The 26208-nt window shown below is 66.8% G+C and carries 27 protein-coding genes; 8 read left to right on the top strand and 19 right to left on the bottom strand.

All coding sequences use genetic code 11. The features are described 5' to 3' along the window. Positions 1-224 precede the first annotated feature (224 nt). Entirely contained in the window at positions 225-371 is a 147-nt protein-coding gene (locus tag VB777_RS01975) for a chlorophyll a/b-binding protein (RefSeq protein ID WP_197158638.1), read from the bottom strand. A 208-nt stretch (positions 372-579) separates the two neighbouring features. On the opposite strand from VB777_RS01975, the gene VB777_RS01980 reads away from it, so the two are divergent. Then, on the top strand, positions 580-1329 hold the full coding sequence (locus VB777_RS01980) for an HAD family hydrolase (RefSeq protein WP_323246755.1): 750 nt from the start codon (positions 580-582) through the stop codon (positions 1327-1329). Positions 1330-1343: 14 nt separating this feature from the next. Here the strand turns inward: VB777_RS01980 and hrpB are convergent, their stop codons facing one another. The 3 genes from hrpB to VB777_RS01995 are packed head-to-tail and all read right to left on the bottom strand — an operon-like array spanning position 1344 to position 4627. Continuing rightward, entirely contained in the window at positions 1344-3923 is a 2580-nt protein-coding gene (hrpB, locus tag VB777_RS01985; protein WP_323246757.1) for an ATP-dependent helicase HrpB, read from the bottom strand. 4 nt (positions 3924-3927) lie between these two features. Then, entirely contained in the window at positions 3928-4311 is a 384-nt protein-coding gene (locus VB777_RS01990; protein WP_197158641.1) for a hypothetical protein, read from the bottom strand. Positions 4312-4354: 43 nt separating this feature from the next. Next, positions 4355-4627, bottom strand: coding sequence for a DUF2973 domain-containing protein (locus VB777_RS01995; RefSeq protein WP_197158642.1), 273 nt, complete (start codon positions 4625-4627; stop codon positions 4355-4357). Positions 4628-4902: 275 nt separating this feature from the next. On the opposite strand from VB777_RS01995, the gene VB777_RS02000 reads away from it, so the two are divergent. Then, on the top strand, positions 4903-6036 hold the full coding sequence (locus tag VB777_RS02000) for a trypsin-like peptidase domain-containing protein (RefSeq protein WP_416238295.1): 1134 nt from the start codon (positions 4903-4905) through the stop codon (positions 6034-6036). 150 nt (positions 6037-6186) lie between these two features. Here VB777_RS02000 and VB777_RS02005 read toward each other — a convergent pair whose 3' ends face one another. The 3 genes from VB777_RS02005 to VB777_RS02015 all read right to left on the bottom strand — a co-directional run bounded on the left by VB777_RS02005 (position 6187) and on the right by VB777_RS02015 (position 8789). Further along, on the bottom strand, positions 6187-6435 hold the full coding sequence (locus VB777_RS02005) for a hypothetical protein (protein WP_197158644.1): 249 nt from the start codon (positions 6433-6435) through the stop codon (positions 6187-6189). A gap of 201 nt (positions 6436-6636) precedes the next feature. After that, on the bottom strand, positions 6637-6858 hold the full coding sequence (locus VB777_RS02010; protein WP_197159387.1) for a hypothetical protein: 222 nt from the start codon (positions 6856-6858) through the stop codon (positions 6637-6639). A 173-nt stretch (positions 6859-7031) separates the two neighbouring features. Further along, on the bottom strand, positions 7032-8789 hold the full coding sequence (locus VB777_RS02015; protein WP_322758276.1) for an ATP-binding cassette domain-containing protein: 1758 nt from the start codon (positions 8787-8789) through the stop codon (positions 7032-7034). Between the two features lie 159 nt (positions 8790-8948). Between VB777_RS02015 and VB777_RS02020 the strand changes: the two genes are divergently transcribed. Further along, the gene (locus VB777_RS02020; protein WP_197158646.1) at positions 8949-9173 is read left to right on the top strand and encodes a hypothetical protein; all 225 of its coding nucleotides are present in this window, start codon (positions 8949-8951) and stop codon (positions 9171-9173) included. On the opposite strand, the gene VB777_RS02025 is transcribed toward VB777_RS02020, so the two are convergent. Both VB777_RS02025 and VB777_RS02030 read right to left on the bottom strand, forming a co-directional pair. After that, a complete protein-coding gene (locus tag VB777_RS02025) occupies positions 9151-9378 on the bottom strand; it encodes a hypothetical protein (RefSeq protein WP_197158647.1) in 228 nt (75 codons plus the stop codon). The two genes, VB777_RS02020 and VB777_RS02025, sit on opposite strands and share 23 nt — an antisense overlap. 92 nt (positions 9379-9470) lie before the next feature. Next, positions 9471-9716, bottom strand: coding sequence for a hypothetical protein (locus VB777_RS02030; RefSeq protein ID WP_231598199.1), 246 nt, complete (start codon positions 9714-9716; stop codon positions 9471-9473). Between the two features lie 140 nt (positions 9717-9856). Here VB777_RS02030 and VB777_RS02035 point away from each other — a divergent pair, with 140 nt between their 5' ends. Further along, the gene (locus tag VB777_RS02035; RefSeq protein WP_323246761.1) at positions 9857-10174 is read left to right on the top strand and encodes a ribbon-helix-helix domain-containing protein; all 318 of its coding nucleotides are present in this window, start codon (positions 9857-9859) and stop codon (positions 10172-10174) included. A gap of 7 nt (positions 10175-10181) precedes the next feature. Here VB777_RS02035 and VB777_RS02040 read toward each other — a convergent pair whose 3' ends face one another. The 8 genes from VB777_RS02040 to VB777_RS02075 all read right to left on the bottom strand — a co-directional run bounded on the left by VB777_RS02040 (position 10182) and on the right by VB777_RS02075 (position 19839). Beyond that, positions 10182-11357, bottom strand: a complete 1176-nt coding sequence (locus VB777_RS02040; RefSeq protein WP_323246763.1) for an anhydro-N-acetylmuramic acid kinase — start codon at positions 11355-11357, stop codon at positions 10182-10184. Positions 11358-11362: 5 nt separating this feature from the next. After that, positions 11363-12067, bottom strand: coding sequence for a potassium channel family protein (locus VB777_RS02045; protein ID WP_197158650.1), 705 nt, complete (start codon positions 12065-12067; stop codon positions 11363-11365). 248 nt (positions 12068-12315) lie between these two features. Next, positions 12316-13725 (bottom strand): TrkH family potassium uptake protein, encoded by a 1410-nt coding sequence (locus tag VB777_RS02050; RefSeq protein WP_197158651.1) that lies wholly within the window; start codon positions 13723-13725, stop codon positions 12316-12318. Between the two features lie 34 nt (positions 13726-13759). After that, positions 13760-14395 (bottom strand): peroxiredoxin, encoded by a 636-nt coding sequence (locus tag VB777_RS02055; protein ID WP_197158652.1) that lies wholly within the window; start codon positions 14393-14395, stop codon positions 13760-13762. 68 nt (positions 14396-14463) lie between these two features. Then, the gene (locus VB777_RS02060; RefSeq protein WP_197158653.1) at positions 14464-16275 is read right to left on the bottom strand and encodes an SLC13 family permease; all 1812 of its coding nucleotides are present in this window, start codon (positions 16273-16275) and stop codon (positions 14464-14466) included. Continuing rightward, complete coding sequence (gene hflX, locus VB777_RS02065; RefSeq protein ID WP_323246767.1) at positions 16272-17954, bottom strand: GTPase HflX; 1683 nt, start codon at positions 17952-17954, stop codon at positions 16272-16274. Before hflX ends, VB777_RS02060 begins: the two co-directional genes overlap by 4 nt. Then, a complete protein-coding gene (locus tag VB777_RS02070; protein WP_197158655.1) occupies positions 17951-18613 on the bottom strand; it encodes an HAD-IA family hydrolase in 663 nt (220 codons plus the stop codon). Before VB777_RS02070 ends, hflX begins: the two co-directional genes overlap by 4 nt. Positions 18614-18618: 5 nt before the next feature. Next, positions 18619-19839, bottom strand: a complete 1221-nt coding sequence (locus tag VB777_RS02075) for an NAD(P)/FAD-dependent oxidoreductase (RefSeq protein ID WP_231598200.1) — start codon at positions 19837-19839, stop codon at positions 18619-18621. A gap of 178 nt (positions 19840-20017) precedes the next feature. On the opposite strand from VB777_RS02075, the gene VB777_RS02080 reads away from it, so the two are divergent. Together VB777_RS02080 and VB777_RS02085 are read left to right on the top strand one after the other, a co-directional pair. Beyond that, the gene (locus VB777_RS02080; RefSeq protein ID WP_197171821.1) at positions 20018-20779 is read left to right on the top strand and encodes a phosphoadenylyl-sulfate reductase; all 762 of its coding nucleotides are present in this window, start codon (positions 20018-20020) and stop codon (positions 20777-20779) included. Further along, positions 20766-21536: a type III pantothenate kinase gene (locus VB777_RS02085; protein ID WP_197158658.1), complete on the top strand. Its 771-nt coding sequence runs from the start codon at positions 20766-20768 to the stop codon at positions 21534-21536. The genes VB777_RS02080 and VB777_RS02085 overlap by 14 nt, the downstream gene beginning before the upstream one ends. Here VB777_RS02085 and bcp read toward each other — a convergent pair. Next, positions 21506-21973, bottom strand: a complete 468-nt coding sequence (gene bcp, locus VB777_RS02090; protein ID WP_197158659.1) for a thioredoxin-dependent thiol peroxidase — start codon at positions 21971-21973, stop codon at positions 21506-21508. The genes VB777_RS02085 and bcp overlap by 31 nt on opposite strands. 61 nt (positions 21974-22034) lie before the next feature. Here bcp and VB777_RS02095 point away from each other — a divergent pair, with 61 nt between their 5' ends. Then, the gene (locus VB777_RS02095; RefSeq protein WP_323246770.1) at positions 22035-22655 is read left to right on the top strand and encodes a 4'-phosphopantetheinyl transferase family protein; all 621 of its coding nucleotides are present in this window, start codon (positions 22035-22037) and stop codon (positions 22653-22655) included. Between the two features lie 435 nt (positions 22656-23090). Beyond that, the gene (locus tag VB777_RS02100) at positions 23091-23756 is read left to right on the top strand and encodes an alpha/beta hydrolase (RefSeq protein WP_197158661.1); all 666 of its coding nucleotides are present in this window, start codon (positions 23091-23093) and stop codon (positions 23754-23756) included. An 83-nt stretch (positions 23757-23839) separates the two neighbouring features. On the opposite strand, the gene VB777_RS02105 is transcribed toward VB777_RS02100, so the two are convergent. Continuing rightward, a complete protein-coding gene (locus VB777_RS02105; protein ID WP_323246772.1) occupies positions 23840-26080 on the bottom strand; it encodes an AAA family ATPase in 2241 nt (746 codons plus the stop codon). Positions 26081-26208: the final 128 nt, after the last annotated feature.

The following is a 26208-nucleotide window of genomic DNA, read 5'->3' on the forward strand; positions in this document are numbered from 1 at the left end:
AGGCCAACGATGCCGAAATCGGGCAGTTTGCGGCTCTGATAGCCGCCGATCCGACTTTTTGAGCCGGAAATCCACTGATGCCTGTGGAAAACTGGCTCGTGGGCTCGTTTTTCAGCAAACTCCTAAGAACCAGGCACTGAGACCGAACTGAGGCGAGATGAAAATCCCGCCGTTTCACCCTGGGTTGGGCGATCCGGCGGGGCTGGAATCGGCTTGAGAAAGCCTCAACCGAGGCCGACCTGGGCCAGGATGCCTTGGCCGGTGAGGAGCTCGGTAGCCAGGCCAATCACAAAACCCATCATGGCGAGGCGGCCATTCCAGGTCTCGGCGAAGTTGACGAAGCCGAAGCGGGGCTGGGAAGCGTCAGACATGGAAGCAATCTCCAGGACTCCTCAACTGTAACGAAAGATGGAGTGGTCTTGACAGTGCTGCTTGCTACAGGTGCTGTGCGGTTTTCCGATTTGACAAGCCTGTGGCTTTCGCCTAGGGCTGCACTCAGTTGTTTCCGAATCCATTCAGCCCTCCCGTGCCGCTCTGCAGCAGCAGATTGCCGCTGCCCTGCCAGCCCAGCCGGATCTGGTGCTGGTGACCGACCTCGATGGCACCCTGCTGGGGGGCGATCCACTCTGGCGCCGTGCTTTTTACCGCTGGCTGGTGGAACGGCGTGAGCGGGTGCTGCACATCTTCTGCACGGGCCGCCAGCTCAGTTCGATCGCCTCCCTGCTGATCGACGATGCCGCCTTCGGGTTGGCTCACCCCCATCTGGTGATCGGTGATGTGGGCTGCACCGTGGCCTGTGGGATCAGCCTGAAGACCGTGCCTGGGATGGTGGATCCGATTGATGCCCGCTGGAAAGGGTTGCCGGAGCGGCTGCTGCCCTTGCTCGAGGCTCTGCCCGGAGTGGCTTCGCAACCGATCAGCACCGAGCGCCGGCTTGCCTACACCCTGGATGGCGAAGCGATCGACTGGCAGCGACTGGTCGCACTCGAAGCCCATGGGGTCGACTGCCTCGTGTCGGACAACCGCTATCTCGATGTCTTGCCGGCCGGTGTCAACAAAGGCTCCACCCTGCTGACCTTGTTGCAATGGCTCGAGATCGATCCCGAACGGGTGGTGACGGCCGGCGATACGCTCAACGACCTGGCGATGTTCGAGACGGGGTTGGCTGGGGTGATGGTGGGCAACGCTGAGCAGGCTCTGCGGGAGAAGGTCTCCTGCCTGCCGCGGACCTACCGGGCCCGCGCGGAAGGTTGCGCCGGCATCGTGGAGGGATTGCGCCACTTCGGTTTCGGCCATTTGCTGGACGACTTCCCAGGCTTCCCCTTGTGAAGCCTGGGAGACGCTCAGCCCTGCGGCGCTGGTCGGGCAGCCTGCTCCCGTGCCAGGCGGGCCTTGGTATGGGCCGTGGCCTGGGCCTGGCGCGGATCTTCCGGCCAGGGATGGCGCGGATAGCGGCCCCGCAGATCGCGCCGCACCTCGGCATAGCCCTGGTCCCAGAACCCACTCAGATCGCGGGTGATCGCGGCTGGTCTCCCGGCTGGCGAGAGCAGGTGCACGGTCACGGGTAGCCGTCCCTGAAGCAGGGTCGGAGTCTGCCGGCAGCCGAACATCTCCTGCAGTTTCACCGCCAGCACCGCCTCCCCGTTTTGGTAGGTGAGATGGATTCGCCGACCGGAGGGCACCGTCAGCTGCTGCGGTAGCCAGTCGTCGAGCAGACGCCGCTGCGTCCAGTCCAGGTCTGCCCAGAGCACCTCGCACAGATCAAGCCGCTGCAGATCCTCCAGGCTGCGGACCCCTTGCAGGTGCCTGCCGAGCCAGTCTTCGAGCGTCTGGCTCAGGGCCTGGTCGCTGCAGTCAGGCCAGGGGGAGCCCAGGTGCTGGTGAGCCAGCAGCAGCCGCTGCTGCAACTGCCGGCTCCTCGCCCCCCAGGGCAGGGCCTCCAGTCCCCGTTGCCGCAGGCCTTCGAGCAACGCCTGTCGGATCCGGTCCTCATCGGCCTCGGGCCAGGGGCTGCGCTCCAGCACCAGGGCTCCGAGGCGCAGGCTGCGTTCGCAGCGCACCCGCTGCGCGGTGTTGTCCCAGCGCACCTCTTCGACGCTGACACCCTGGTCCACAGCCAGTTCCTCCAGCAATGCCGCAGGCAGAGGCACGGCCAGTCGGATCGCCGCGTCCTGTCCCTGGCCGTCCAGGACGGCCACCGCCAGGGCTTCGGCCAGGACCAAAGGGTCGCTGGGATGGAGGGTGGCGCCGCGACCGCTGCGGAGCTGGTAGCGATGCGGGCTTCCAGGGCGGCGCAGGGCGATCCGCTCCGGATAGGCCCAGGTGATCAGGCGCGCCGCTCGCCACTCCAGATCTGCTGGCCCTGGGTCCGCGCCGCTAGGGGGAGCCGCTGCAGCTCTCACCTGTCGTCGCAGTTCGGCGGCGAGCTGGTGCAGCCGCTGCTGAGGGCCTGACCCTCTCCGTCCCTGGCCCTGGGGCCGCATCCAGGCCAGGCGGCGCAGCAGGTCGCTGCCATGCTCCTGGCGATCGAGCGGATCCCGTTCGCTCAGCAGCACCGCCAGATCACAGGCCAGATCCAGATCCCCCGCGCCGCTGGCCTTCAGCAGCAGATGGGCCAGGCGCGGGTGCAGTCCTACGGCGCTGAGGGCACGGCCGTGATCGGAGAGGGCGCCGCTTTGATCGAGGGCTCCGAGCTGCTCCAGCAGCCTTCGCGCCTCCTGCAGGCCAGCCAGCGGTGGTGGTGTGAGCCAGGCCAGGTCTTCCCCCAGCCCCGCTCCCCATTGGGCCAGCTGCAGGGCGATCGGCAGGGGATCGACCTCCAGCAGTTCCGGCGGATCGAAGGCGGGCCGGCGCTGCTGCTCGGCTGGCGACCACAGCCTCAGGCAATGGCCTGGCCCGAGTCGGCCGGCGCGGCCCCGCCGCTGCTCGGCGCTGGCCTGGCTGGCCGGCACGGTGACCAGTCCATCCATGCCCGTGGCAGGATCAAAGCGACTGCGGCGCGACCAGCCCGCATCGATCACCAGCCGTACCCCTTCGATCGTGAGGGAACTCTCGGCAATGCTGGTGGCCAGCACCAGCTTGGCGCCGTCGGGATCGGCGGGGGCGATGGCCTGGCGCTGGGCCTCGAGCGGCAGGGATCCGTGCAGGGGGCAGATGGCGACCTGCTGGCTCCAGGGGCAGCTCTCGAGCAGCCGCTGGGTGCGCTGGATCTCCCGCAGTCCGGGTAGAAAGATGAGCGCGGTTTCACCAGCGTGACGTTGTGGCAGCCACTGCTGCTCCAGGGCCCGCAGCACCTGCCGTTCGATCGCTTCGGATTCACGGGGGCGCTGGTGCTCCACGCTCACCGGATGGCTGCGGCCTTCGCTGGTGAGCACCTGAGCCTGATCGAGCTCGGCGGCGAGCGGCTCGAGATCCAGGGTGGCCGACATCACCAGCACTCGCAGGTCCGGGCGCAGCAGGGCGCGGGCCTGTCGCAACAGGGCCAGGGCCAGGTCGGCGTCGGCCTGGCGCTCGTGGAATTCATCGAAGATCACCAACCCCACGCCCTCCAGGGCCGGATCGCTCTGCAGGCGCCGCAGGAACAGGCCGCTGGTCACGACCTCCAGTCGGGTCCGGCTGGAGCAACGGCTTTCAAGGCGAACCCGGTAGCCGACCTGTTCCCCAACCGCTTCCCCCAGGGAGCTGGCGAGACGTTCGGCGGCGGCGCGGGTCGCGAGGCGGCGGGGCTCCAGCATCACGATTCCCTGCGCGGGCAGGGCGTGCATCAGGGCCAGAGGCACCCGCGTGGTTTTGCCGGCACCGGGCGGTGCCTGCAGCAGCAGGGTGGACCCTGGAGGGCTCAGCGCCGTTTCGATCGCGCCGAGCAGCCCGTCGATCGGCAGGGGGGCTGCAGGTGCTGCAGGGGAAGAGCGGGCCCGCGGCATGGGCTCAGCGCACGTGCCGCACTCCATCCACGGGGTGATAGCCCTCGCCGGTCTTCTCTTCGTAGACGATCGCCGGCAGGCCGGTTTCAAACATGGTCTGCAGGGCTTCCTTGAGATAGGGATTCCAGCCACCTGTCGACACCTTCCCGTGCCACACGGTCCAGTCCCAGGTGCCTTGCAGATCGCGAGGCACACGGCCTTCGCGGTCGCGCCGGGCCACCAGATCCTGGGATTCGATCACGCCCACCCGGACCGGATCCTGCCCATAGGCCGGGGTCATGGTGAGCTCCAGCCGCACGGGATCTTCCTTGACCAGCTTGAGGCGGAAGCGGGGTGGGAGCTTCAGACCCCGGAGCACGGCACCAACGATTCGAGTTCTCTGGTCCACGGTCTGCCTCCGCCGGCATGCACGATCACACCTGCGAGCCTATTCAGTTGTCGACCTCGGTCCCTGGGCGCTCGTTGTCGCCGTTGAAGCGCACCGTGAGCAGATCCTCACGGGTGAGCTGGCCTTCGGCATCCAGCAGTTCCGGATGAATGGTGAGCCGGCCGGTGCGATCGCCACTGGTGGTGCCGGCAGCGCTGCGGTCGCCAGGGCGGGGTACGGCACGAAAACCACGGGCCATCACCTGGAAGGCCTGCCAGAGCAGCAGCAGGAAGCAGGCTCCGTAGAGGTAGGGAAACAGCTTGGTGAAGACGTCCATTCGATCGGATGCGACGAATCGCCGGATCCGATCGCGGATCCATCATCGCTTGCTTGTGGAGGTGTCAGGCGTGGCGTTGGCCAGCATCCAGGCCCAGAGGGTGGTGCAGGCCGCTCCGAAAGCAAGGAATGCCAGCAGCAGGCGCGACGTGTCCATGGATCGATAGAAAACTTCACTGATCGTAGCCGGATCGCCTGGCGGTTTGCACGGCTCGTCTGAGTCGGCCACGTTTCCTACGGTTTGCGTTGATCTGCGCCGTTCGCGGAGTTCGAGTGATGCGCCGCTTTCCCTTGCATTCGCTGGCCTGGCCCGGAGTCACCCTTGCAGCGGTGATGGTGACCCTGCCGCTGCTGCCAACGGCGGCCTTGGCGCAGGGGGCCGCCGCTGCAGCCCTGACGCGCCAGTCGTTCGTGGCGAGCGCCGTGCGTCGCGCCGGCCCTGGCGTCGTGACGATCGACACGGAGCGCACCGTTCTGGTACCGGGTGGCGGTGGTGGGCTGCCCCGTGGGCTGCTGGCCGACCCCTTCTTCCGGCAGTTCTTCGGGGTTCCCCAGGCCGCGCCCCCGTCCCAGCGAACGGAGAGAGGCCAGGGCAGTGGCGTGATCTATCGGGCCGACGGCCTGATCCTCACCAATGCCCACGTTGTTGACAAGAGCGATCGGGTGCTGGTGGGTCTGCAGGACGGCCGTCGGGTCGAGGGCAAGGTCGTTGGTCTGGACAGGGTGACGGATCTGGCCGTGGTGCAGTTGATCGGAGGAGGGCCCTGGCCTGCGGTGGCGCTGGGCAATTCCGATGCCCTTCAGGTGGGCGACTGGGCCATTGCCGTGGGTAATCCCTTCGGGCTGGATAACACCGTGACCCTGGGGATCATCAGCAATCTCAACCGCAATGCCAGCAAGCTCGGCATCACGGATAAGCGGCTGGATCTGATTCAGACCGATGCGGCGATCAATCCCGGCAACTCCGGCGGGCCTCTCCTCAACGCCGATGGAGAAGTGATCGGCATCAACACCCTGGTGCGTTCGGGCCCTGGTGCCGGTCTGGGATTCGCCATCCCGATCAATCGGGCCCGGGAGATTGCCAGCCAGCTGGTGCAGAGTGGTTGGGTGAGCCACCCGATGATCGGTGTGGGCCTGGAAGCTTCACGGCCGGGCCAGGGTGGATCGGCGGCTGGGGGTGTGCGTGTGGTCTCCGTGATGCCGGGAGGTCCAGCCGCTCGGGTGGGGATTCGGCAGGGTGACGTGATCGTGGTGGCCGATGGTCAGCCGGTCACAGAGCCCAGTCAGTTGGTGAGTGTGGTCGAGCGGATCGGCGTAGGTCGGCCTCTGAACCTGAGGATTGATCGCCAGGGGAGGCGGCTCGAACTTGACCTGACCCCTGTTGAACTGGGGAGTCTCTCGGCGCGCTGACAGGGCAGCGTTCTCGGCGTTTGCCTTCTGAGCCTCTCTTGCGCTGTGGGCAGGTTGTGGTTGGGGTCAGGAATGTCGTGGTTTGTGGAGGAGGCGTCGTGGACGGGGCGTCAGGTCCTGAAAGGATGACGCCCACGACCTTCGCCGCGCTCAGAGCACATCGAATCCCTGAGGCTCGCTGGTCTCGGGCATGGTGCTCATGCCGCCGAGGAAGGCGGAGGGCGCGCCGAGTTGTTGGCGCATCACCCACTGGGTGGCCGCCTTCTGGCTTTGCCAGGCCTGGAGCAGCTGCTTGGCCAGACCACGCAGGGCCTGGGGGTCACCCGTGGCGTCGATGGCTCGGGTCATGCGCTCAAGCTCGAACTTCTGCCCAAGGCTGAGGGTGAGGGGTTCCGACATGGCTGAAGCCCCAGGGGGCTCGTGAAACTGGCGCAACGCTACAAAGTGTTTCAGGGCTCCGCGTAGCCGTTGCGACACGGATAAGCAAAACGCGTCAGCAAACCCTTGCGCCATCCCCCTTGACGGCAGTTCTGGGCCTTGGCTGCCGGTGTTCGGGCCAGTGGTGGGCGACCGGTCTTGTGGTACGCCTCGTCTTCTGGCTCAGTGGTGTTCCCGCAGTTCCTCAACGCAGCGGGTGACGCATTCACCATCGTCGAGGGAGCAGGTGGTGATGCACTCGAAATAGACCTCCATGGCATCCCAGGTCTCCTCGTGGTGCTGCGGCGACGGCGTCGCCGCAGCACCAGCCTCGGCTGTCCCGGCATGGGAGGAAGGAATCCCGGTGCGGGAACCAAGTCCCGTGGACCAGAGCTCGACGCTCATGGGCTGCTCTCAACGACGTAAGGTCAGGCTATGCACACATCGCGCTGGACACCAGCGAAATGGGTCGAGTTGCTTACTCGTCTATGAAGTTGTGTTTTCCAGCTCCGCGCTGAGGTTCCTCCGTCGGCCGGCCGGCCGGCCGGCAAGAGCCCGTCTGCCGGCAAAGCCGGCAATCAGCAGGCCGGCTGTCGTTGCTTGCCGCCATCGTTCTTGCTGGCCTGCTTGTTGCGCAGGCGCTCGCGCTGCTTCTCGCGGTTGGCAGCCTGTTTGCGGGTTCTGGCTTCCGTCTCCAGGGCCTGGCGGGCCGCTTCGGCTTCCTCCTGTTTCTTCTGCAGGTAGTAGGCGTAGTCGCCCCGGTAGACCACCAGCTCCCCCTCGCGCAGTTCGACGATCCGGTTGGCGACCCGGGAGATGAAGTAGCGGTCGTGGGAGACCAGCAGGGCCGCGCCCTCGTACTCCTGCAGCGCGTTCTCCAGCATCTGCTTGGCGGGGATGTCGAGGTGGTTGGTGGGCTCGTCCAGCACCAGCAGGTTGCAGGGCTTCAGCAGCATCAGCGCCAGGGCCAGGCGTGCCTTCTCTCCGCCGCTGAGCTTGCCGGCTTCCTTGAACACCGCCTCATTGCTGAGGCAGAAGCTGCCCAGCAGGGAGCGCACCTGGGTCTGGGTCCAGTCCGGTACCGCTTCGAACACGGTGTCGATCACGGTCTTGTCCAGGTCGAGGGCTTCGGCCTGGTTCTGCTCGAAATAGCCGGCGATCACGTTGTGCTCACCCAGCCCGGCCCGGCCCTCATCCGGCGCCTCCAGGCCCATCACCAGCCGCAGCAGGGTCGACTTGCCGGCTCCGTTCGGCCCCACGAAGGCGATCCGATCGCCCCGCTCCACCTCCAGTTCGGCGCCGAGGAACAGGATCTTGTCGCCATAGCTGTGGGTGAGATCGCGGAACTCGGCCACCAGTCGCCCGGAGCGGGGGGCTTCGGGAAAGCGGAAGCGTGGACCGGAGACACTCTCGATCGGGGCTTCGATCCGTTCGACCTTCTCAAGCAGCTTTTCCCGGCTCTTGGCCTGGGTGGAGCGGGTGGCGCTGGCCCGGAAGCGGTCGACATAGGCCTGCTGGCTGGCCAGTTCCTTCTGCTGCCGATCGAAGGCGGCCTGACTGGCCTCGCGCTCCAGCGCCTTCTGCTCCAGATGCTGGCTGTAGTTGCCCAGGTAGGTCCGTGAGACGCCACGTTCGGTCTCCACGATCTGGGTGCAGACCCGATCGAGAAAGGTGCGGTCATGGCTGATCACCACCAGGGCGGCGCTCTGCTCGATCAGGTAGCTCTCCAGCCACTGGATCGTCTCCACATCCAGGTGGTTGGTCGGCTCATCCAGCAGCAGCAGATCCGGTTCCTGCAACAGGATCTTGCCCAGGGCGATGCGCATCTGCCAGCCGCCGGAGTAGTCGCCCACCAGCAGCTCGGCGCCTTCGGGGGTGAAGCCGATCGTGGGCAGCAATTTGTCGATGCGGGCGTCGAGTTCGTAGCCGTGCAGGGCCTCGAAGCGGCTGTGCAGCCGGCCGAGCTCGTGGATCAGCTCATCGAGGTGATCGGGATCGCAGGCGGCCTGCTCGCTGGCCATGGCGTGCTCAACCTGATGCTGGCGGATCAGCACCTGGGCCGCTTCGCCGAAGGCCTGAAACAGCTCTTCGCGCACGGTGCGCTCGGGATCGACATCGAATTCCTGCTGGAGGTAGGCGATGCGCGGCTCCCCCTGTTTCACCACCTGGCCGCCGCTGGCCTCCTCCAGGCCGGCAATGATCCGCATCTGGGTGGATTTGCCGGCACCGTTCACGCCCACCAGGCCGATGCGTTCACCGGCCTTCACCTCCCAGGTGACATCCCGCAGCACTTCACCGGTGGGATAGATCTTGCTGATCCGTTCGAGACGAAGCACGGCGGCGTGGGTATGGGTAAGCAGGAGCCACGGAATCCTGCCGGTTCCGGTGCGTTGCCTGCATCATCCCTGGCCATCCTCCCGACCGGAACCCCTGAGATCCGCCCACCGGATCAGCGTCCGGCAAAGTGGTTTTCAGAACCTCGGCTGCTCGTTGGGATGATCAAGCGCCTCGAGCAGGTGGCCGCTCTGGTGGTGGCGGCAGGTCTGGCGATCGTGAGTTACTGGCTCTTCTTCAGCTGGGCCCAGGGTGGTGGGGCCCAGCGCCGCCCCGGAGAGATCCCTGTCAGTCCGCCAGGTTCGAGCCAGTCCCGATCCCGCGATCCCGGGGTGCCGAGGGGCTCCGTTCCCCTGGCCGGAATCACAGTCCGCCCCGCGCCTTGACCAGCCACTGCTTGGTGTCGCCGTCCTCCAGGCTGGCGATGTGGGCCTTCACCTCCTCAGGGCTCACCGGCAGACCTTCGGCCTCACCGAGCGCCACGATCCTCTGCAGGGCGCCGCTGGGGTCCTGCAGGGCCTGGCGGAACAGGTCCTGGGTGAGTGCCGCATCGGCGCTGATGCGCGCGTAGAGCTGGGGTGCGTTGCTCATCGCTCGGCCACGGATGGCTTGACCCTATGCAGTGGAGGTGCCCCACAGTGTGCCCTGGGACGCGGTTGTTCGCGTTCCGTAGGGAAGGGCACTCAGGACTTGGCCTCGTTGTCAGCGGTTTCGCCCTTGAGGCTGCGGGCTTCCTGGCAGAGCACCTGGCGGAGCTGGGCGTAGTTGGCGGCCAGGCTGCTCTGCCCGTCCTGACGGGCTCCGAATTCCGCCCGTTGCAGCACGTGGTGCAGGTGGGTGAGCAGGTAGGGGCTGATCACGGCTGATACCAGCACATCACCACTGCTTTGGGCGGAGGTGGTGGTGGGGCCGTTGGAGCGAGGCGCCATGGCCGAGGGCCGGGTCTAGCTACAGCATAGGCTTGGATACTACCCAAGGGTGTGTTTGTACACTGGTGGTCATTGGTGCTGTCCAGTGCGGCCTTTGTCCGGGCGTCTCCGCCCGTGAGCCATCCACCCTCCACTGCGCCGTGCCTACCCGACAGACATCCTCCAGTGGCCGCTCAAAGTCGCCGCGGATTCAGGTGGTCTTGCCGGAGGATCTATGCGACCGGCTCACGGCTCTGGCGGAGCGGGATTCCCGCACCGTCAGCAACATGGCGCGGGTGCTGATCCAGCAGGGTGTGGAGCGGATGGAGCGGCAGCAGCTTCTGGCCGGCGACTCCGGTCTGCTGCCGAGCGAGGTCCAGGCCGATCGCTTTCGTGCGGCCCTCTTGCGTCAGGAGCAGAATCGAGGCCAACGGCTTCAGAGAACCCGCCGCTTACGGCTGTTCCGCCCTCGCGCTTGACGCGGGATCAGCCGCAGCGATCAGGTGACAGCCCTGCAGGCCTGGCGCAAGTCCCCAGCACGGCCTCCTGACGGGCGCCGGTCACCGCTGGCAGGGAGCCGGGGTGGCCCTGCTGGTGCCACCAGGCCAGCAACGCGAAGGCCAGGGCTTCCCTCTCCAGATCGCCGATGCCCAGCTCCTGCAGGGGTCGCACGCTCATGCCCCGGCAGCGGCGCCGCAGCTCCCGCATCAGGGTCTGGTTGCGGCCGCCTCCTCCGGCGACAAGCAGTTCGATTGGCCGTGGACCGCGCTGGAGATCCTGGGCCACGGTCGCGGCGCTGAAGGCCGTCAGGGTGGCGAGACTGTCGGCGGCGAAGTCGGTGCTGTCGCGGGTAGCCGCGCTGGTCTGGGCCAGGTCCGCCAGGCGGCGTTGCAGGTCGGCCTGGCCGAACAATTCCCGGCCGGTCGACTTGGGTGGGTGCTGGAGCAGATAGGGCTCCTGCAGCCAGCGCTCCAGCACCGTTGTCTGCACCCTGCCGCGTGCTGCCCAGGCGCCCCCGTCATCGAAGCTCAGCTGTCCCTGGCTGAATTGCTCCACGGCCAGGTCCAGCAGGGTGTTGGCCGGGCCGCAATCCCAGCCGCGTACCGACGCGTGGCGATCGGGACCGTGGCGGGGCGGCAGCAGGGTGAGGTTGGCGATGCCTCCCAGGTTGAGCAGGGCGCGCCAGCCACCGGTGCTGCCCAGCAGTGCCGCATCACAGGGGGGAACCAGCGGCGCCCCCTGCCCCCCCAGGGCCAGATCGGCAGCCCGGAAGTCGTGAACCACCGGTCGCTGCAGCAGGGAAGCCAGCAACGGGCCCTGCAGCAGCTGCAGGCTGGCGCCACGGCGATCGCCCGTAGGGGGGCGGTGCCAGAGCGTCTGACCGTGGCAGCCCACCAGAGCGGCTGTGGCACCGGGATCGGCATGGCGGGCCGCCTCGGCCTGCACCTCGGTCACGGCCTCGCTCAGGTCAAGGAGCTCCGCCGAGGTGCACGAGGCTCCCTGGCCCAACGCCAGCAGCCGCTGGCGGAGGTCGTCGGGATAGGGAACGGAGGCCCGCCCAAGCAACTGCCAGCGGGGACGTTGGGGCGGGCCTGAGAAGGCGGCCAGCACCGCGTCCACGCCATCGGCGCTGGTGCCGCTCATCAGGCCGACCACGCGCATGGCGATCAGGTGGAGGGAAGCGCTTCCAGCGCCGTGCTGGTGCCCATCACCACCAGCAGTTCGCCTTCATTGAGCACATGGGAGGCCGGTGGGTTGACGGTCAGCTGGTTCTGGGGGCCGGCCGCCAGCACGCTGACGTTGTAGTTCTTGCGCAGGTTGATGTCCCGCAGGGAGTGCCCGACAAAGGCGCGGGGCACTTTGATCTCCTCGATGCTGTTGCGGTCGTCCAGCCGCAGGCGTTCCAGCAGGTTCGGACGCACCAGCTCCAGCCCCAGGCGTTCTCCCTGCATCTTCGAGGGAAACACCACCCGGTCGGCGCCGACCCGGCGCAGCATCTTCTCGTGCAGATCGCTGGTGGCCCGCGCGATCACGTGTTTGACGCGGCTGTCGCTGCTGTCCTTGGCGATCAGGGTGGCGGTGATGCTGGCCTCGAGGGGCTCGCTGATCGCCACCACCACCGTGCCGAGATCCAGCACTCCCGAGGCCCGCAGGGCCTCTTCATCAGTGCAGTCCACCACCCGACCCTCAATGCCCGGATCGGCCTGACGCAACTCGTCAATGGCTCGCTGACTGCTGTCAATCGCCAGCACGTCGGCACCAGCGCTGGCGAGCGACTTACAGACGGCACCACCGAAGCGTCCCACCCCGATCACGGCGAAGCTGTCTTCGAAGCGATCCTCGCTTCCCTGCCATTGCCACCACTGGTTCATTCCCGCTGCATCCTCTGGTCGGTGTGGTTGGTGTGGTCGGTGGGGGTGGTGCGTGCGGAAGCTCCGTCAGGTTTCGCTGTCCGCATGGGCTGTCTGGATTGGCCGTCTGGATTGGCTGTCTGCCTGGGGCTTCTGACTTGGCTGCGTGGTCTGGGCTTCTGTTTAGGCCGTCTGTGTCGCCTGTCTGCCTGCACTGGTCGCTGGAGAAGTTTGGATGGGGCCTGGCTGGTCGGTGCTGGTTCGACGGTTCAGATGTAGAGCTCTTCCTTGGGATACTTGACCCGAGTCTGAGGGCGACTGCCATAGAACGCAGAGAGCAGCAGCAGGATTCCCAGTCGGCCGACGTACATGCCCACCATCAAGACCGCCTGGCCCCAGCGATCCAGGTGGACTGTGACATCCACATCCAGCCCCACGGTGCTGAAGGCGGAGACGCAGGTGAACAGTTTTTCAAGGAAGGTGAAGGCCTCGGTCTCGGCGCTGCCGCCACCGCCGATGTTGTCGAGGGCCAGCAGCAGGGCCATCCCGAGAACGAACAGCAGCGAGGCCAGGGTGACCCCGACGGCCCGCAGTACGACCTTGGCTGGAATCTCGCGATTGCGCACCACCACGCCGTCTTCAGCTCGCAGGGTGGAGCGGGTGGCTGCCATCAGGGCCGCAAAGGTGGTGGTTTTGATGCCGCCACCGGTGCCACCGGGACTGGCGCCAATGAACATCAGCCCCATCATCAGCAACAGGCCTGCATCGGAGAGCGTGCTGGTGGTGAGGGGAATCGTGTTGAAGCCAGCGGTGCGTGTGGTGATTGACTGGAACAGACTCACCTGAAGTTTGTCCAGGGTATCGAGCTTCTGCATCAGAAGCCCCTCGGTATCGAGATGCTCAGTCAGGAGAAGGCCGATAGTCCCGACCAGAATCAGACCGATCGTGCTGCGAATCACGAGACGGGTGTGCATGCTCAGGCGATTCAGGCGCCGCAGGCGGAAGCGATTGACCCAGAGATCATTGGTGACTCTCCATCCAAGACCGCCCATCACGATCATGCTGGCGATCACCAGATTCACCACCGGATTGCTGCGGTAGCGCACCAGGCTGTCGCTCCATAATCCGAAACCAGCGTTGTTGTAAGCGCTGATGCAGTGGAACATCGAGGCCCAGAGCCGTTCCCCCAGATTGGGGATGTCATTGAAGCCGAAGCTGAACAGGATCAGGGTGCCGATCCCCATCACGCAGCCGGCTGTGATCAGGATTGACCGGAAGGTCGGCCCGATGCCGCCGACCCCGAATTCATCAAGGGCCCGGCCCTTGTCAAGCCGGTGCCTCAGGCCGGAGTGCCCCTGTACGAACCCCTGCAGAAAGGTGGTGATCGCCATCAGCCCGAGCCCACCGGTGATGATCAGACCCGCTAAAGCCACCTGCCCGATAGGGGTCAACTCGGTTCCGACATCAATGACCGAAAGGCCGGTCACCGTGATCGCGGAGGTCACGGTGAACAGGGCTTCCCAGAGCCCCACCGTTTTGGTGGAGCAGAGCGGTGAGGCCAGGATGAACGTTCCGAAAGCGATCACCAGAAGTCCGGTGATCGCCGTGAACTGGGGAACGCTGAGACGCTGATGCCAGCGGTAGCGATGCCCTGGGGGACGCTTTGGGCGTGGCGCCATGGCAGGAGGGGTTGGCTCTCGGATCAGGATCCGATCACTTGTTGGGCTGCGGGGTCATGCGCAGATAGGGCTTCACTTCCGTGACACCCTTGGGGAACTTGGTGCGGGCTTCTTCGGTGGGAATGGAGGGCACCACCACGCAGTCGTCGCCATCATTCCAGTTCACCGGTGTGGCCACCTGGTGGGAATCGGTGAGTTGAAGTGAATCAATCACGCGCAGGATTTCGTCAAAATTGCGACCCGTGCTGGCGGGATAGGTGATTTGCAGGCGCAACTTCTTGCTGGGATCGATGATGAACACCGACCGCACCGTGAGATTGTTGAGGGAGTTCGGGTGGATCATCCCGTACAGGTCGCTCACCGACTTGTCGGCATCCGCCAGAATCGGATAGTCGACGGTGGTGTTCTGGGTCTCATTGATATCACCGATCCAGCCCTTGTGGCTCTCGGCTGAGTCGACACTCAGGGCAATCGTCTTGACATTGCGCTTCTCCCATTCCGGGCGAAGGCGGGCTACTTCGCCCAGCTCCGTGGTGCAGACCGGGGTGTAGTCGGCGGGGTGGGAGAACAGGACGACCCAGCTGTTGCCGGCAAAGTCGTAGAGATTGATCGTACCCAGCTGGGAATCCTGGGTGAAATCGGGAACGGTGTCGCCGAGCTGCAGAGCCATGATCAGAGAAGTGTGGCAAGGGAAGGCCAGTTGCCGATCGTGGCACAGCAGCGGCTTCTTCGGGACCGCTACAGACTGAACTGACGGCACACCAGCCAGGGAACCAGGAAGGTCATGGTCAGTGTCAGGGGAACGCCGTAGCGAGCCACGTCGAGGAACCGATAGCGGCCCGGTCCGAACACCATCAGATTGGTCTGGTAGCCCACAGGGCTGAGGAAGCTCTGGCTGGCCCCGAACAACACGGTGAAAATAAAGGCCATCGGTGGCTGGCCGAGCCCGTTGGCCAGCTGGGCTCCGATCGGGATCAGCAGGGCCACGGTGGCCGCATTGCTCATCACTTCAGTCAGCAGGGTGGTGAACAGGAACACCACCACAAGAGCCCAGAACACCGACCAGGTGTGTAAGCCACTCAGCAGGGCCGTGGCGATCGCTTCAGCCAGCCCCGTTTTCTCGAGAGCCACGCTGAAACTGGCCAGGGAGCCCAGCAGCAGGATCACGTCCAGACGGATCGAGCGCTGCAGATCGCCGGGCCGGAGGCAGCCCGTCGCCACCATCGCCACTGTGCCGAGCAGCACCGAAGCCACCAGCGGCATCAGCTCAAAGCTGGGCAGAAGGATCACCAGCGCCGCGATCACAATGGCGTAGCGCTTGCGGCTCACGGTGGGGAGATCCTTTTCCAGCTGCTCCAGGACCACCAGGTCGTTGGTGGCCTGCAGGCCGCGGATGGCATCCCGGGGCGCCTGCAGCAGCAGCACGTCGCCTTCCCTCAGCACCGCCTGGCCGAGCTGTTCGCGCAGCACCGCATTGCCACGGCGCAGGGCCAGGACGGTGGCGTTGTAGCGCTGGCGAAACCGAAGATCCCGTAGGCAGTCTCCTGTCAGGGTCGATCCCGAGGGCAGCAACACTTCGACAGTGCGCTGGCTGCCCGGATCAATCCGAGCACCTTCTTCCTCATCCTGACTGGCCGGGGCCAGGCTGATCGTGTGGTCCTGTTGCAGCCGCAGCAGATCGTCGCGGCTGCAACGCAGCAGCAGGCGATCACCCGCCGCAAGGCTGCGATCCGCCAGGGGGGGCAGGAAGCGCTCGTTGCCGCGGTGCAGTTCGAGCACGTCCACGTCAAAGCGGCGCTGCAGGCGGCTCAGGTGCAGCGATTGGTTCACAAGCTCGGAGCCCTCTGGAATCAGAACCTCGGTGAGGTATCCGCTCCTGGCAAAGCTGCCCACCAGATCGTCGTCATCAATACCTCGGTTCGGGAGGAAGCGATCGGCCAGCAGCACCATCATGGTCCCGCCCACCAGCCAGACCCCCAGGCCGATGCCTGTGAATGTGAACAGATCGAAGGCTCCGTAACCGAGCTTCTCACTCACATCGCTGGCCAGCAGGTTCACGGAGCTGCCCAGCAGGCTGAGGGTTCCCCCCAGCACCGTGGCGAAGGAGAGGGGCAGCAGCACCTTGGAGGGGGCGATCCGGTGGCGATGGCACCAGCCTTCGATCACCGGCAGCAGGGTGGCCACGATCGGGGTGTTGGGGATGAAGGCCGACACCGGTCCCACCACCGCCACCATCAGGGTGATCATCCGCTTGGGACTGCGCACCGCATCCGAGCCGATCAGACCCCGCAGGCGATCCAGGGCGCCGGAGCGAAACAGGGCAGCCGAGAGGGCGAACAGACCGATCAGAGTGATCAGAGCGGTGCTTCCGAACCCGGCCACCGCCTCTGCGGGCTTCAGGACTCCCGTGGCGATCAAGAGGCCGGCAGCCAGCAGTCCGGTCACCTCCGGTGCCAGCCAGCCTGTGATGAACAGAACGATCGCCAGGGCAAACACGACCAGGGTGATCAGCGCCTGGGGGTGCAGTGCCGTCTGAAGCAGGGCACTCATGACAGGCGTTCGATCGAGGAATCCGGCCAATCCTGCAATGCCGTCCGCAGCCCCTGGAGGCCCAGCCCTGCCGTGGCTGAGACGAACAGGGCCTGCGGCTCCAGGGCCAGAGCCCTCTCCAGCTCCCCTGCCGGGCAGCGATCGATCTGGTTGGCCACAAGTCGCCGTGGAACGCAGCTGCCGAGCGAATCGAGAATGGCGTTCACCGTGGCGATCTGTTCCGGCCAGCCTGGATCGCTGAGGTCCACCACCAGCAGCAGGCCATCGGCATCGAGGGTCTCCTCGAGGGTGGAGCGGAAGGCTTCGATCAGGGGCGGCGGCAGATCGCGGATGAAGCCCACCGTGTCGGTGACCAGCAGCGCCAGAGGTGGGCCGCTGGCGGGAATCAGGTCGATGCGGCGGGTGGTGGGATCGAGCGTGGCGAACAGCTTGTTCTCTGCCACGACTGCCTGATCGCCCTGGCGGCGGGTGAGGGCATTGAGCAGGGAGCTTTTGCCGGCGTTGGTGTAGCCCACAAGGGCCAGCCGGCGGAGGCCGTGGCGCTGCTGCCGCAGGCGGGCCCGGTGGGCGCTCAGCTGTTTCAGCTTGGCCTGGAGGTGGTCGATGCGGCGGGCGATGGCGCGCCGGTCTTTCTCGAGCTGGGTTTCGCCCGGCCCTCGGGTGCCGATGCCGCCCCCCTGGCGCGAGAGGCTCTGGCCCCGGCCGGTGAGCCGTGGCAGGCGGTAGCGCAGCTGGGCCAGCTCGACCTGCAAACGACCGGCGGCGCTGGCCGCCCGCAGGGCAAAGATGTCGAGGATCAGCTCGCTCCGGTCGCTCACCGGCAGATCCAGCAACCGTTCCAGGTTGCGGCCCTGCACCGGGCTGAGTTCCCGATCGGTCACCACCAGGGTGGCGCCGAGCCGCCGCGCTTCCAGGGCCGCTTCGCTGAGCTTGCCCTCGCCCCAGAGGCTCTGGGGGGACTCCTGCCGGCGGCGCTGGGTCACCAGTCCCACCGGTTCGGCTCCGGCGCTGCGGACCAGCCCCTCCAGCTCGGCGATCTCCCGGCTGGCCTGCTGCTGGTCATTCGGGGTGAGGACCAGCAGCAGAACCCGCTCCTGCCCAGCGGCTGGCGCTCCCCTGGCTGAAGGCCGATCGCCCGGCGCCATGGCAGCAGGGGCGGTGGAGGCGCAGGGCAGGCTGGCGGGATCACGGCCGCACAGATCGCCCAGATCCCCCTCCTCCAGGCCCTGCCAGGGCTGCCCGGCTCCGCTGGGCACGAACAGGCCGGCTGGCCAGTGCCCTCCGGCAGCGGGTTGATCCGGGAAGCGCAGCCACAGCCGCGGCGCCAGATCCAGCCCCACGATGCCTTCCTGGGTACCGGGTTCGAGCTTGCGGCTGCGGCCGCAGCAGGTGAGCAGACGCCAGTCTTCCCCCAGGCGTCGGCTCGATCCCGGCAGCCGCTCCAGCAGCCGGCCTGAGGTTTCCAGGGGGCCCACCCACAGCAGCCGGCCAAGGCCGCGGCCGTCCACCAGCAGGGTCAGCGGGGTTTCCAGCTCGTGGCTCAGCCCCGCCAGGCGCTGCAGCCCCAGCGTGTCGGCCGTTTCGTCCGGGCGATGGCGGCGATGACAGAGGCGCTCCAGCTGCCGCCGCTGGGCGGGGCGCAACCCTTCGGTGCGTCCGACCAGAACACCCTGTTTCAAGACCGATCCAGGCGCAGGCAGCGCACTCCGGCAGCGGCGGCTCCCAGCTCATCCTCCGGGCTGTCCCCCACGTGCCAGGCCTGCCCGGGCTCCAGCTGCAGCTGATGGAGCGCCTGCCGGAATGGCAGCGGCGAGGGTTTGGCGGCCCCGGCACTGCTGGACACCACAACCACTTCCAGCCAGCTGGTCAGGCCCAGCCCCTCCAGCAGGCCCTGGAGACGCTGGTCGAAATTGCTGACCACGGCCAGGCGGATCCCCAGGGTCTGCCAGCGGGCCAGACAGTCCGGCACCTCGGCGTAGACCATCCAGAGGGCTGGATCGGCGAAACGCTCGAACAGGGCGCATGGCAGTTCTGGTGGTGCCACCACGCCGCCCGCCTGGTGCAGGGCCGTTGAGATGCGCTCCCCCCACCACTGCCGTTCAGCGGCCAGCAGCTCGGCGCCCTCCAGCCCCGGAAAGGCCAGGGGTGGAGCCTGCCGGTAGATCGCGCCGAAAACCCGGTCGATGGCGGTCGCCTCCACCGTGAGCCCGTGCTCAGCGGCCACGGCGGCGTAGGTGTGCCCCACCGACTGGCGCAGGGTGATCAGGGTGCCCATCGCATCGAGCAGCAGGGCCCGCGGCCGGGGCCAGGCTGCGGCCGTCTTCAGGTCAGCCTGCATCGCGCTCAGCGTCCATCGGTGAGCCAGCCGGCCGCCACCTTGAGTTGCAGGGGCAGGCCGGGCAGTCGGGTCAGGTAGGCCAGGCGCCGCAACTGGAAGGCCGCGGCGCCCGCCAAGGTGAAACCACCACCGGTGAGGCTGGCTTCGCCGAGCCCGAGGCTGATCATCTCGCCCAGGTCGTTCCAGTGGAAGGAGTCCAGCGGTTCGCCGGCCAGGGAGTGCAGCAGGTTGGCGGCAAGGCAGGGGGCCTGCTGAAAAGCCACCTGGGCATTGGCGGGGAACGGCTCGCCGTCCTCGTCGGCCACATGGGCGCCATCGCCGATCACAAAGACGTCGTGATGCCCCTGCAGCCGCAGGTCAGGCTGGCCGGGCAGGCGGCCCAGGCGGTCGCCTGGCACGGGCGGGTTGAGGGCCGGTGGGCGGGCCTGGAAGCCGGCAGTCCAGATCACCGCTTCCGCCGGCAGACGTTCCTGCCGACCGGCCTCGTTGCCCGGCTCCGGTAGGAGGAGATCCAGGCCGCCGGGATGAATGGCCCGCACCCGGTTGCGGCAGCGCAGGCGCACATCGCGGCGTTGCAGGGCCAGCCGCGCCTGTTCGCGGTTGAAGGAGCGGGCCTGGGGCAGGAGATCCTCCCCCTGTTCGATCAGCTCGATCAGCGTGCTGCCGCCGAGCAGATCAGCCAGCTTGCAGGCCAGCTCCACACCGCTGGGGCCAGCCCCCACGATCGCCAGGCGTTGCAACGGCAGCGCCTGCTGCCGCAATTGCCGCACCAGCCCCTGGAGCCGTTCCACGTCATGAAGCGTGCGGAAGAAGAGGGCGTGCTCGAGGGCGCCTGGCACGTTGAAGGTGGCGGGTTGGCCGCCGCTGGCGATCACCAGGCGGCCATAGCGGAGTTCATGACCGCTGCGGGTTTTGAGCGTGTGCTGTTCGGTGTCGACCTGGTCCACCCGGTCCTGCAGCCAGGCGATGCCGCGGCTGGCCAGCAGGCTGTCGTAGCGGGGGGCGATCTCCCAGCTGCGCATCTCCTCACTGAGCAACTCGTACAGCAGGGGCTGGAAGACGAAGCGCTCGTTGGGTTCGATCAGCAGGATCGGCGGGTGATCGCGGTGCTGGGCCAGGGCCAGGGCGGTGTAGAGGCCACCGAAGCCGCCACCCACGATCACGATGCTGCGATCGATGGATCCTGTGGCCGACGACGTGTCAGGTGCGATGGGATCGGAGCTCACGTCGGACACGCTGGGTCGGGTATGGGGAGGGCTCGGACGGTGGGCCGCTGGCGAGGTTGGGAGCTGTTGATGCGGGCGGGGAGGGAGATGGGTGCAGGATTGGAAAACCTGTGTCCTGATCCAGACGTGCCCGATCGGCACCCTAACCAGCCGTTCCATCGGGGGCGATGATGGAGTCATGGTGACTGCCCCCGCCGCAACCCTCCCCGTTGACATGGCGGGGCGGTCGATCGATCTGGCCGCGGCCCGTGCCGACCTGGATCCGCTCAAGGCCCAGGAGCGTCTCCAATGGGCCTTCGATCGGTTTCAGGACGGTTTTGCGCTGACCACCAGCTTCGGGATCCAGTCGGCGGTGCTGCTGCACATGCTGAGCCGTCTGGATGGCGGTGCCTCCATCCCAGTGATCTGGGTGGACACCGGCTACCTGCCGCCCGAGACCTATCGCTACGCCGATCAGCTCACGGCCCGTCTGGGCCTCAACCTGCACGTGGCGCAGTCGGGGCTGTCGCCGGCCCGGATGGAGGCCTTGCATGGCCGGCTCTGGGAAACCGGCCGTGTCGAAGATCTGGAGCTCTATCACCGCATCCGCAAGGTGGAACCGCTGGACCGTGCCTTCGCTGAGCTGCAGGTGCGCTGCTGGGCCAGCGGTGTGCGGGGTGGCCAGACCGATCACCGCCGCAGCATGCAGGTGCTCGATCCGATCCGCCAGCGCTGGTCGTTGCGGCCCCTGCTGGTCTGGAGCAATCGCGACGTTTACTACTACATGGAGGAGCACGGTCTCCCCCAGCATCCGCTGTTCGAACAGGGCTACACGACCGTGGGCGACTGGCATTCCAGTGCCCCCGACGATGGCAGCACCATTGGCCGGGCCACGCGTTTTGGGGGGCTCAAGCAGGAATGTGGCATCCATCTGCCCGGATTGATGGGTGAGGGCATCTGAGCCGCTGGCAAGCTGGTTGTTGATCGGCAACAGCCGCTGGCACTGGGCCCAGCGACCGCCCGAACCAGGTGCCGCCCTGCGCTTCTGCCACACTACGCCTGAGGCTGGGTTTCCGGCGGGCGGCCTGAGGGCCTGGGCGGCGGTCGGGCCCGTTCCGGCCACTGCAATGGCCGGACTGGCCGGTGCCCCGCGGCTGGATCTGAGCCAGGTTCCGCTGCGGGAGATGCCTGCCTGGCTGGGTGTGGATCGGGCGCTGGCGGGGTGGGGGGCCTGGCGGCAGGATCACAGGCCCGTGCTGGTGGCGGATGCAGGCACGGCCCTGAGCCTCACGTTGGTGGATGGCACCGGCCGCTTTCGAGGCGGCCGCCTTCAGGCCGGTGTCGCCCTGCAGCTGCGGGCGCTGGCGGCAGGAACAGCGCGGTTGCCACGGATGGAGGCATGGCCTCCGATCCCTAGCGACAGCTCCCCAGTTGGCGCTGCTGCAGCCTGGCCCCAGGAGACCGCCGCCGCCATGGCCGAAGGCGTGGTGCGGGGTCTGGCGGCGGCGGTGGTGGCGGCCGCTGCGGAAGCTGTGGCTGTCTGTCCTGGATGCCGCCTCTGGCTCACCGGTGGAGACGGGGCCCAGCTGTTGCCCCTGATCGAGCCGGCCATGCCAGCGGCAGCACCGCTCCAGCTCATCCATGCCCCGAATCTCTGCCTGGAGGCTCTGGTGCAGCTGGAGGACCCTCAGGCCAGACCGAGATCTCCAAGGATCTGATCGGCCATTTCCTCCGCCTTGACCTTGAGGTAGACCAGCTCGATCTTCCCCTCTGGGTCCACCACGAAGGTGTGGCGCATCATGCCCATGTACTCCTTGCCCATGAACTTCTTGAGGCCGTAGCTGCCGTAGGCCTCGGCCACCGGGCAGGGCTCCGCATCGCTGAGCAGGGTGAAGGGAAGGGTGTACTTGTCGATGAACTTGGCATGGCTGGCGGCGCCGTCTTTGCTGATGCCCAGCACCGTGATGCCATTGGCGCTGAAGCTGCTCCACTGGTCGCGGAAATTGCAGGCCTCCTTGGTGCAGCCCGGCGTGTCGTCCTTGGGATAGAAGTAGATCACCACGCGTTGTCCGCGGAAGTCCGCCAGGCTCACGGACTTGCCCTCCTGGTCGGGCAGCGTGAAATCTGGTGCGGGATCACCGATCTGGAGGGCCATGGCAGGGCGGAGTTCGGAGGGGGTGAGCCTAGAAGCGGACCCCCAGCTGTGGCTGGTCTCCATGGTGACGCCGTCGGATGTGCTGGAGCGGCTGAGCCACCAGGAACGGAGCTGGTGCGCGAGTCTGGCGGAACCCCGCCGGAGCTGCTATGCGGCCAGTCGTGCCCTGTTGCGCGCCCAACTGGCGGAGCCCCTGCGCTGTGATCCAGCCGCGGTGCCCCTGCACAGCCCCCCTGGGGAGGCACCGCGTCTGGAGGCCGGGCACGGCTGGACCGGCATCAGTAACAGCGGTGCCGCCCTGCTGACGGCCTGGTCCCCCCGGCCGATCGGTGTCGACATTGAATCCCTGACCCGTCGTCTGGCGGCAGTCCCGTTGATCCAGCGTCACTTCCCTGCAGCGGAGCGTCGACAGCTTCTGGACGGCCCCTGGAGCCAAGATCCCGTAAGCCTGCAGCAGGCCGTGCTGACCAGCTGGGTGCACAAGGAGGCGGCGATCAAGTGGCGCCGCTCCAGCCTGGCTGCAGAATTGCATAATTGGTGCTTTGACCACGCCCGCTGCGAGCTTCGCCAGTTGGTTGATGGGGCCACTCCCCCCAGCTGCAGCGGTCAGCGGGGGGAGTGGCTGTGGGCGGCGGTAGGGGAGGGTGTGACGCGGGCCCACCTGCTGGGGCGGATGCCGTGATGCAAAGCACGTGCATTTTTTTCGTGCCTGTGCTGATATGACTCGCTGGCCAGGCGGCGTTGAAGGCGAATCGACAACATGAGGATCACGCGTCTCCGGGCACTCATGCGCCGCAATTTGCGACCCAGTCTATCGATGTGATCATTTGGTGACAATGCAGCGTCGGCCCCGGCTTGCTTCCCGGGCGGCCTTGCACCGTGTGGAGCTGGGACTGAAGAGATTGTCGTTGCTCTGGTCTCGTTGGAATTCCTTCTGGTATCTGACCTGTCAGCAAGTCCGGAGATATTCGGTTGCGACTGGGCTGCGACGCTGATGGTGTAACGACCGCATTGCTGGTGTCCATCGTTCGGTGACGGGTTGAGGAGCAGGGGCTTGCAGCGTGGGCGTCTTTGCGGTTGAAGGCTAGTTTTGGAACGAAGTCCCCTTTTATGTCCCGTGCTGAAGCGCCTGCTTGCCGGTCTCGCCGTGGGAACGGCCCTCACCACCGTTGCTCTGCCGGCCTCTGCCGCAGTTGACAACGATCTTCCCGTTCGTTGGAACAGCGGCGGTGCCGTCTGGTCCACCAACCTTGATGCCTTCTCGACCTTTATTGATTCCGGTGATGTGACCGATCGCGGTCTTGCCAGCGGTCTGGCCCGCTCCGGCTGGACCTCCGAAGAGGTTCGCACCGGTCTGTCCAAGACGTACAGCGTCGACCTGGTCGGCGTCTCCCGTTTCCTCTATTCCGATAACGGAGTCAAGTTCCTCAAGAACGCCACCCGCAGCTACTTCCCCTACTGGACGATGAACACCTACGCCGTCCAGGCGCTGCGTTCGGCGATCATTGCCGATTCCGTGGATGGTTCGATCTCCTCGGCCGGGATCATGGCGGCCCTGCCTACTGACTTCCGCCTGGCTGATACCTGCAACACCTACGACGGAAAGCAGAACATCTGTGCAGAGGGTCGTTGCCAGGGTGAAGCGCAATGCACCTCCCTGCTGTCCTGGTACGTCTTCCTGCCCGCCTGCATCCAGGCCAACCAGATGGCCGATGCTGTGGCTGCTCCCCGTCAAGCCGCCCCCGCCCCGATGCCCGTTGAGCCCATCCGCGGCCTCTGGTGATCCTGGGCCGTGTTTGGTCCTTTCCGCCTCGGCTTCAGCCGGGGCTTTTTTGTGCCCATCCGCCCCTCCTGTGGCGTGGCTGTTCACGCTCCAGTGCGGCGGGCTAGCAGCAGCCGATGTTCGAGGCGCTGGGGCAGAACGGCATTCGGCAGGCCTTTCAGATCCTGCAGCAGGAGGGCCAGGGCCTCGCCCTCGCCCTGCTCTTGCAGCCAGCGGCAATAGGCGCTGCCGGGAGCAAACCAGCGCTCCAGCAGGGATGGCGTGAGCGGCAGCGGCAGTGACTCCTCCCAGGCTTCGCTGTTGCATTCCCAACCCCGCTGACCCAGACCTGCCAAGGCCCAGCCCTCAGCGGCCAGCTCCTGCCGTAACCACTCCTGCTCCCGTGTCTCCAGGCGTGCCAGAACTTCAGACCCGACACCACCTCGGGCTGCAGATGGCTTGGGTTTCGCCATGGAAGTGCGCAGGCAGCGCAGGGCGCTGGCCGGCCCGATCATCGGTGCGCTGAACAACAGGCGGATCTCGGCCGCTGGGGCCGCCAGCTGGTCCAGCTGCTGCAGCCAGGTGCTCCAGCCGGAGGCCCCGATGTGCCGCAGTGGTTGGCGCGCCACGATCCATTCGAAACGCTCCTCCTTGTGCAGAAGGCCACTGGCGGCCCCGAGCCCTGCAGGGCCGGCCCCGAGCAGACGCGGCCGCTGCAGGCTGTCAAGCAGGGCCAGGTGGCTTTGAATCCTTTCTCTATCGTCGTCTGTGGCTGGGCCGATCACCACACCACCTTCCGGGACCCGCTGCAGGGGATCCAGCGCCCAGAGCAGCGATCGCGCCTCCAGGACAAGCACCCGGTCGGTGCGCTTCAGGCAAGCGTCTTTCCAGAATCGTTGCCGCAGTTGATCGAGCCTGGCGCCTTCGGCACTGGCCTGGCGCTGCAGCCATCGCTCGAGGCGGGGATCCTCCGGGCTGCTGGTGAGCAGCTCCCCGGCCTCCTCGGTGAGTTCCGCCGCCGCTCCCAGCTGGGCCGCCCGCCGCTCCTGCAGCCGCTGGCGCCGCTGCCCCTCCCAGCCCACCGCCCCTGGCTGCCAGAACACCTCGCCCTGCAGGGCGACTGGCAGGTACTGCTGGGCCACCCAGTGCTCGGCGTAGGCATGCGGGTAGCGGTAGCCGACCCCATCACCGAAGGCCTGCCCATCGCGGTTGGCATCGCGCAGATGGGCCGGTACCTGTTGCCTGTTGGCGGTGCGCACCACCTTGATCGCATCGAACACGCCCAGGGTGCTGTTGCTTTTCTCGGTGCCGGCCAGATACAGGGCCGCCTGGGCCAGCGGGTAGAGACCCTCGGGCAGGCCGATCCGTTCGAAGGCCGCGGCGCAGGCCTCCACCACCACGATGGCCATCGGATCGGCCAGGCCCACGTCTTCTCCTGCGGCGATCAGCATGCGGCGGAACAGAAAGCGGGGGTTCTCCCCGGCTTCCACCATCCGAGCCAGCCAGAACAGGGCGGCATCGGGATCGGATCCGCGCAGGGATTTGATGAAGGCGCTGATCGTGTCGAAGTGGGCATCACCCTGCTTGTCGTAAAGCACGGCCCGTTGCTGGATCGACTCCTCCGCGATCGCCAGATCGATGGTGACGGTGCCGTGCCGATCCGGTTCCGTCGTCTCCACCGCCAGCTCCAGGGCATTGAGCAGGCTGCGGGCATCCCCTCCGGCCACGTCGACCAGGTGCGCTGCGGCCTTGGGCAGCAGCCGGATCGCCCGGCCGCCATAGCCCCGCTCCACGTCCGTGAGGGCCCGCTGCAGCAGCGCCTCCAGATCGCCGCTCTCCAGCGGTTGCAGCCGGAACAGCCGCGAGCGGCTCACCAGTGCCTTGTTGACCTCGAAGTAGGGGTTCTCGGTGGTGGCACCGATCAGGGTGACGGTGCCGTTCTCCACCCAGGGCAGCAGTGCGTCCTGCTGGGCACTGTTGAAGCGGTGCACTTCATCGATGAACAGGAGGGTGCGCAGGCCGTGCCGCTCCAGCCGGGCGCGGGCCTCCTCCACCGCCAGCCGCAGGTCCTTCACCCCCGCCAGCACGGCGTTGAGGCTGGTGAAGTGGGCGCGGGTGGTGGCCGCGATGATCCGGGCCAGGGTGGTTTTGCCCGTACCCGGCGGGCCATGCAGGATCAGGTTGCCCACCCGGTCGGCGCTGATGGCCCGGTGCAGCAGCCGGCCGGGCCCCAGAATCGACTGCTGGCCCACGAACTCCTCGAGGCGCCGCGGCCGCAGCCGATCGGCGAGGGGAGCAAGCGCCGCGCGTCGCTGCTCCCCCTGATGGCTGAAGAGGTCACTCACACCGGCTGGTCCTGCTGCTGTGGACGATCCTGGCGCCAGCCACCCCCTCTGGCGGAGAGCTTCCACAGCCTTCAGAATGGCGCCACAGATCAGGGATGGACCTTGTTGGGCTTGGGACGCGCGACGGG

This window comes from Synechococcus sp. CCY9202 (assembly GCF_034931685.1).
Taxonomy (GTDB): Bacteria; Cyanobacteriota; Cyanobacteriia; order PCC-6307; family Cyanobiaceae; genus CBW1002.

Bases quoted from the DNA above. Each gene is read 5' to 3' on its own strand.
- VB777_RS01975 (WP_197158638.1), bottom strand. From the start codon at position 371: ATGTCTGACGCTTCCCAGCCCCGCTTCGGCTTCGTCAACTTCGCCGAG.
- hrpB (WP_323246757.1), bottom strand. From the start codon at position 3,923: ATGCCGCGGGCCCGCTCTTCCCCTGCAGCACCTGCAGCCCCCCTGCCG.
- VB777_RS01995 (WP_197158642.1), bottom strand. From the start codon at position 4,627: ATGGACGTCTTCACCAAGCTGTTTCCCTACCTCTACGGAGCCTGCTTC.
- VB777_RS02000 (WP_416238295.1), top strand. From the start codon at position 4,903: ATGCGCCGCTTTCCCTTGCATTCGCTGGCCTGGCCCGGAGTCACCCTT.
- VB777_RS02005 (WP_197158644.1), bottom strand. From the start codon at position 6,435: ATGTCGGAACCCCTCACCCTCAGCCTTGGGCAGAAGTTCGAGCTTGAG.
- VB777_RS02010 (WP_197159387.1), bottom strand. From the start codon at position 6,858: ATGAGCGTCGAGCTCTGGTCCACGGGACTTGGTTCCCGCACCGGGATT.
- VB777_RS02020 (WP_197158646.1), top strand. From the start codon at position 8,949: ATGATCAAGCGCCTCGAGCAGGTGGCCGCTCTGGTGGTGGCGGCAGGT.
- VB777_RS02025 (WP_197158647.1), bottom strand. From the start codon at position 9,378: ATGAGCAACGCACCCCAGCTCTACGCGCGCATCAGCGCCGATGCGGCA.
- VB777_RS02030 (WP_231598199.1), bottom strand. From the start codon at position 9,716: ATGGCGCCTCGCTCCAACGGCCCCACCACCACCTCCGCCCAAAGCAGT.
- VB777_RS02040 (WP_323246763.1), bottom strand. From the start codon at position 11,357: ATGCGCGTGGTCGGCCTGATGAGCGGCACCAGCGCCGATGGCGTGGAC.
- VB777_RS02045 (WP_197158650.1), bottom strand. From the start codon at position 12,067: ATGAACCAGTGGTGGCAATGGCAGGGAAGCGAGGATCGCTTCGAAGAC.
- VB777_RS02050 (WP_197158651.1), bottom strand. From the start codon at position 13,725: ATGGCGCCACGCCCAAAGCGTCCCCCAGGGCATCGCTACCGCTGGCAT.
- VB777_RS02055 (WP_197158652.1), bottom strand. From the start codon at position 14,395: ATGGCTCTGCAGCTCGGCGACACCGTTCCCGATTTCACCCAGGATTCC.
- VB777_RS02060 (WP_197158653.1), bottom strand. From the start codon at position 16,275: ATGAGTGCCCTGCTTCAGACGGCACTGCACCCCCAGGCGCTGATCACC.
- VB777_RS02070 (WP_197158655.1), bottom strand. From the start codon at position 18,613: ATGCAGGCTGACCTGAAGACGGCCGCAGCCTGGCCCCGGCCGCGGGCC.
- VB777_RS02080 (WP_197171821.1), top strand. From the start codon at position 20,018: ATGGTGACTGCCCCCGCCGCAACCCTCCCCGTTGACATGGCGGGGCGG.
- bcp (WP_197158659.1), bottom strand. From the start codon at position 21,973: ATGGCCCTCCAGATCGGTGATCCCGCACCAGATTTCACGCTGCCCGAC.
- VB777_RS02095 (WP_323246770.1), top strand. From the start codon at position 22,035: ATGGTGACGCCGTCGGATGTGCTGGAGCGGCTGAGCCACCAGGAACGG.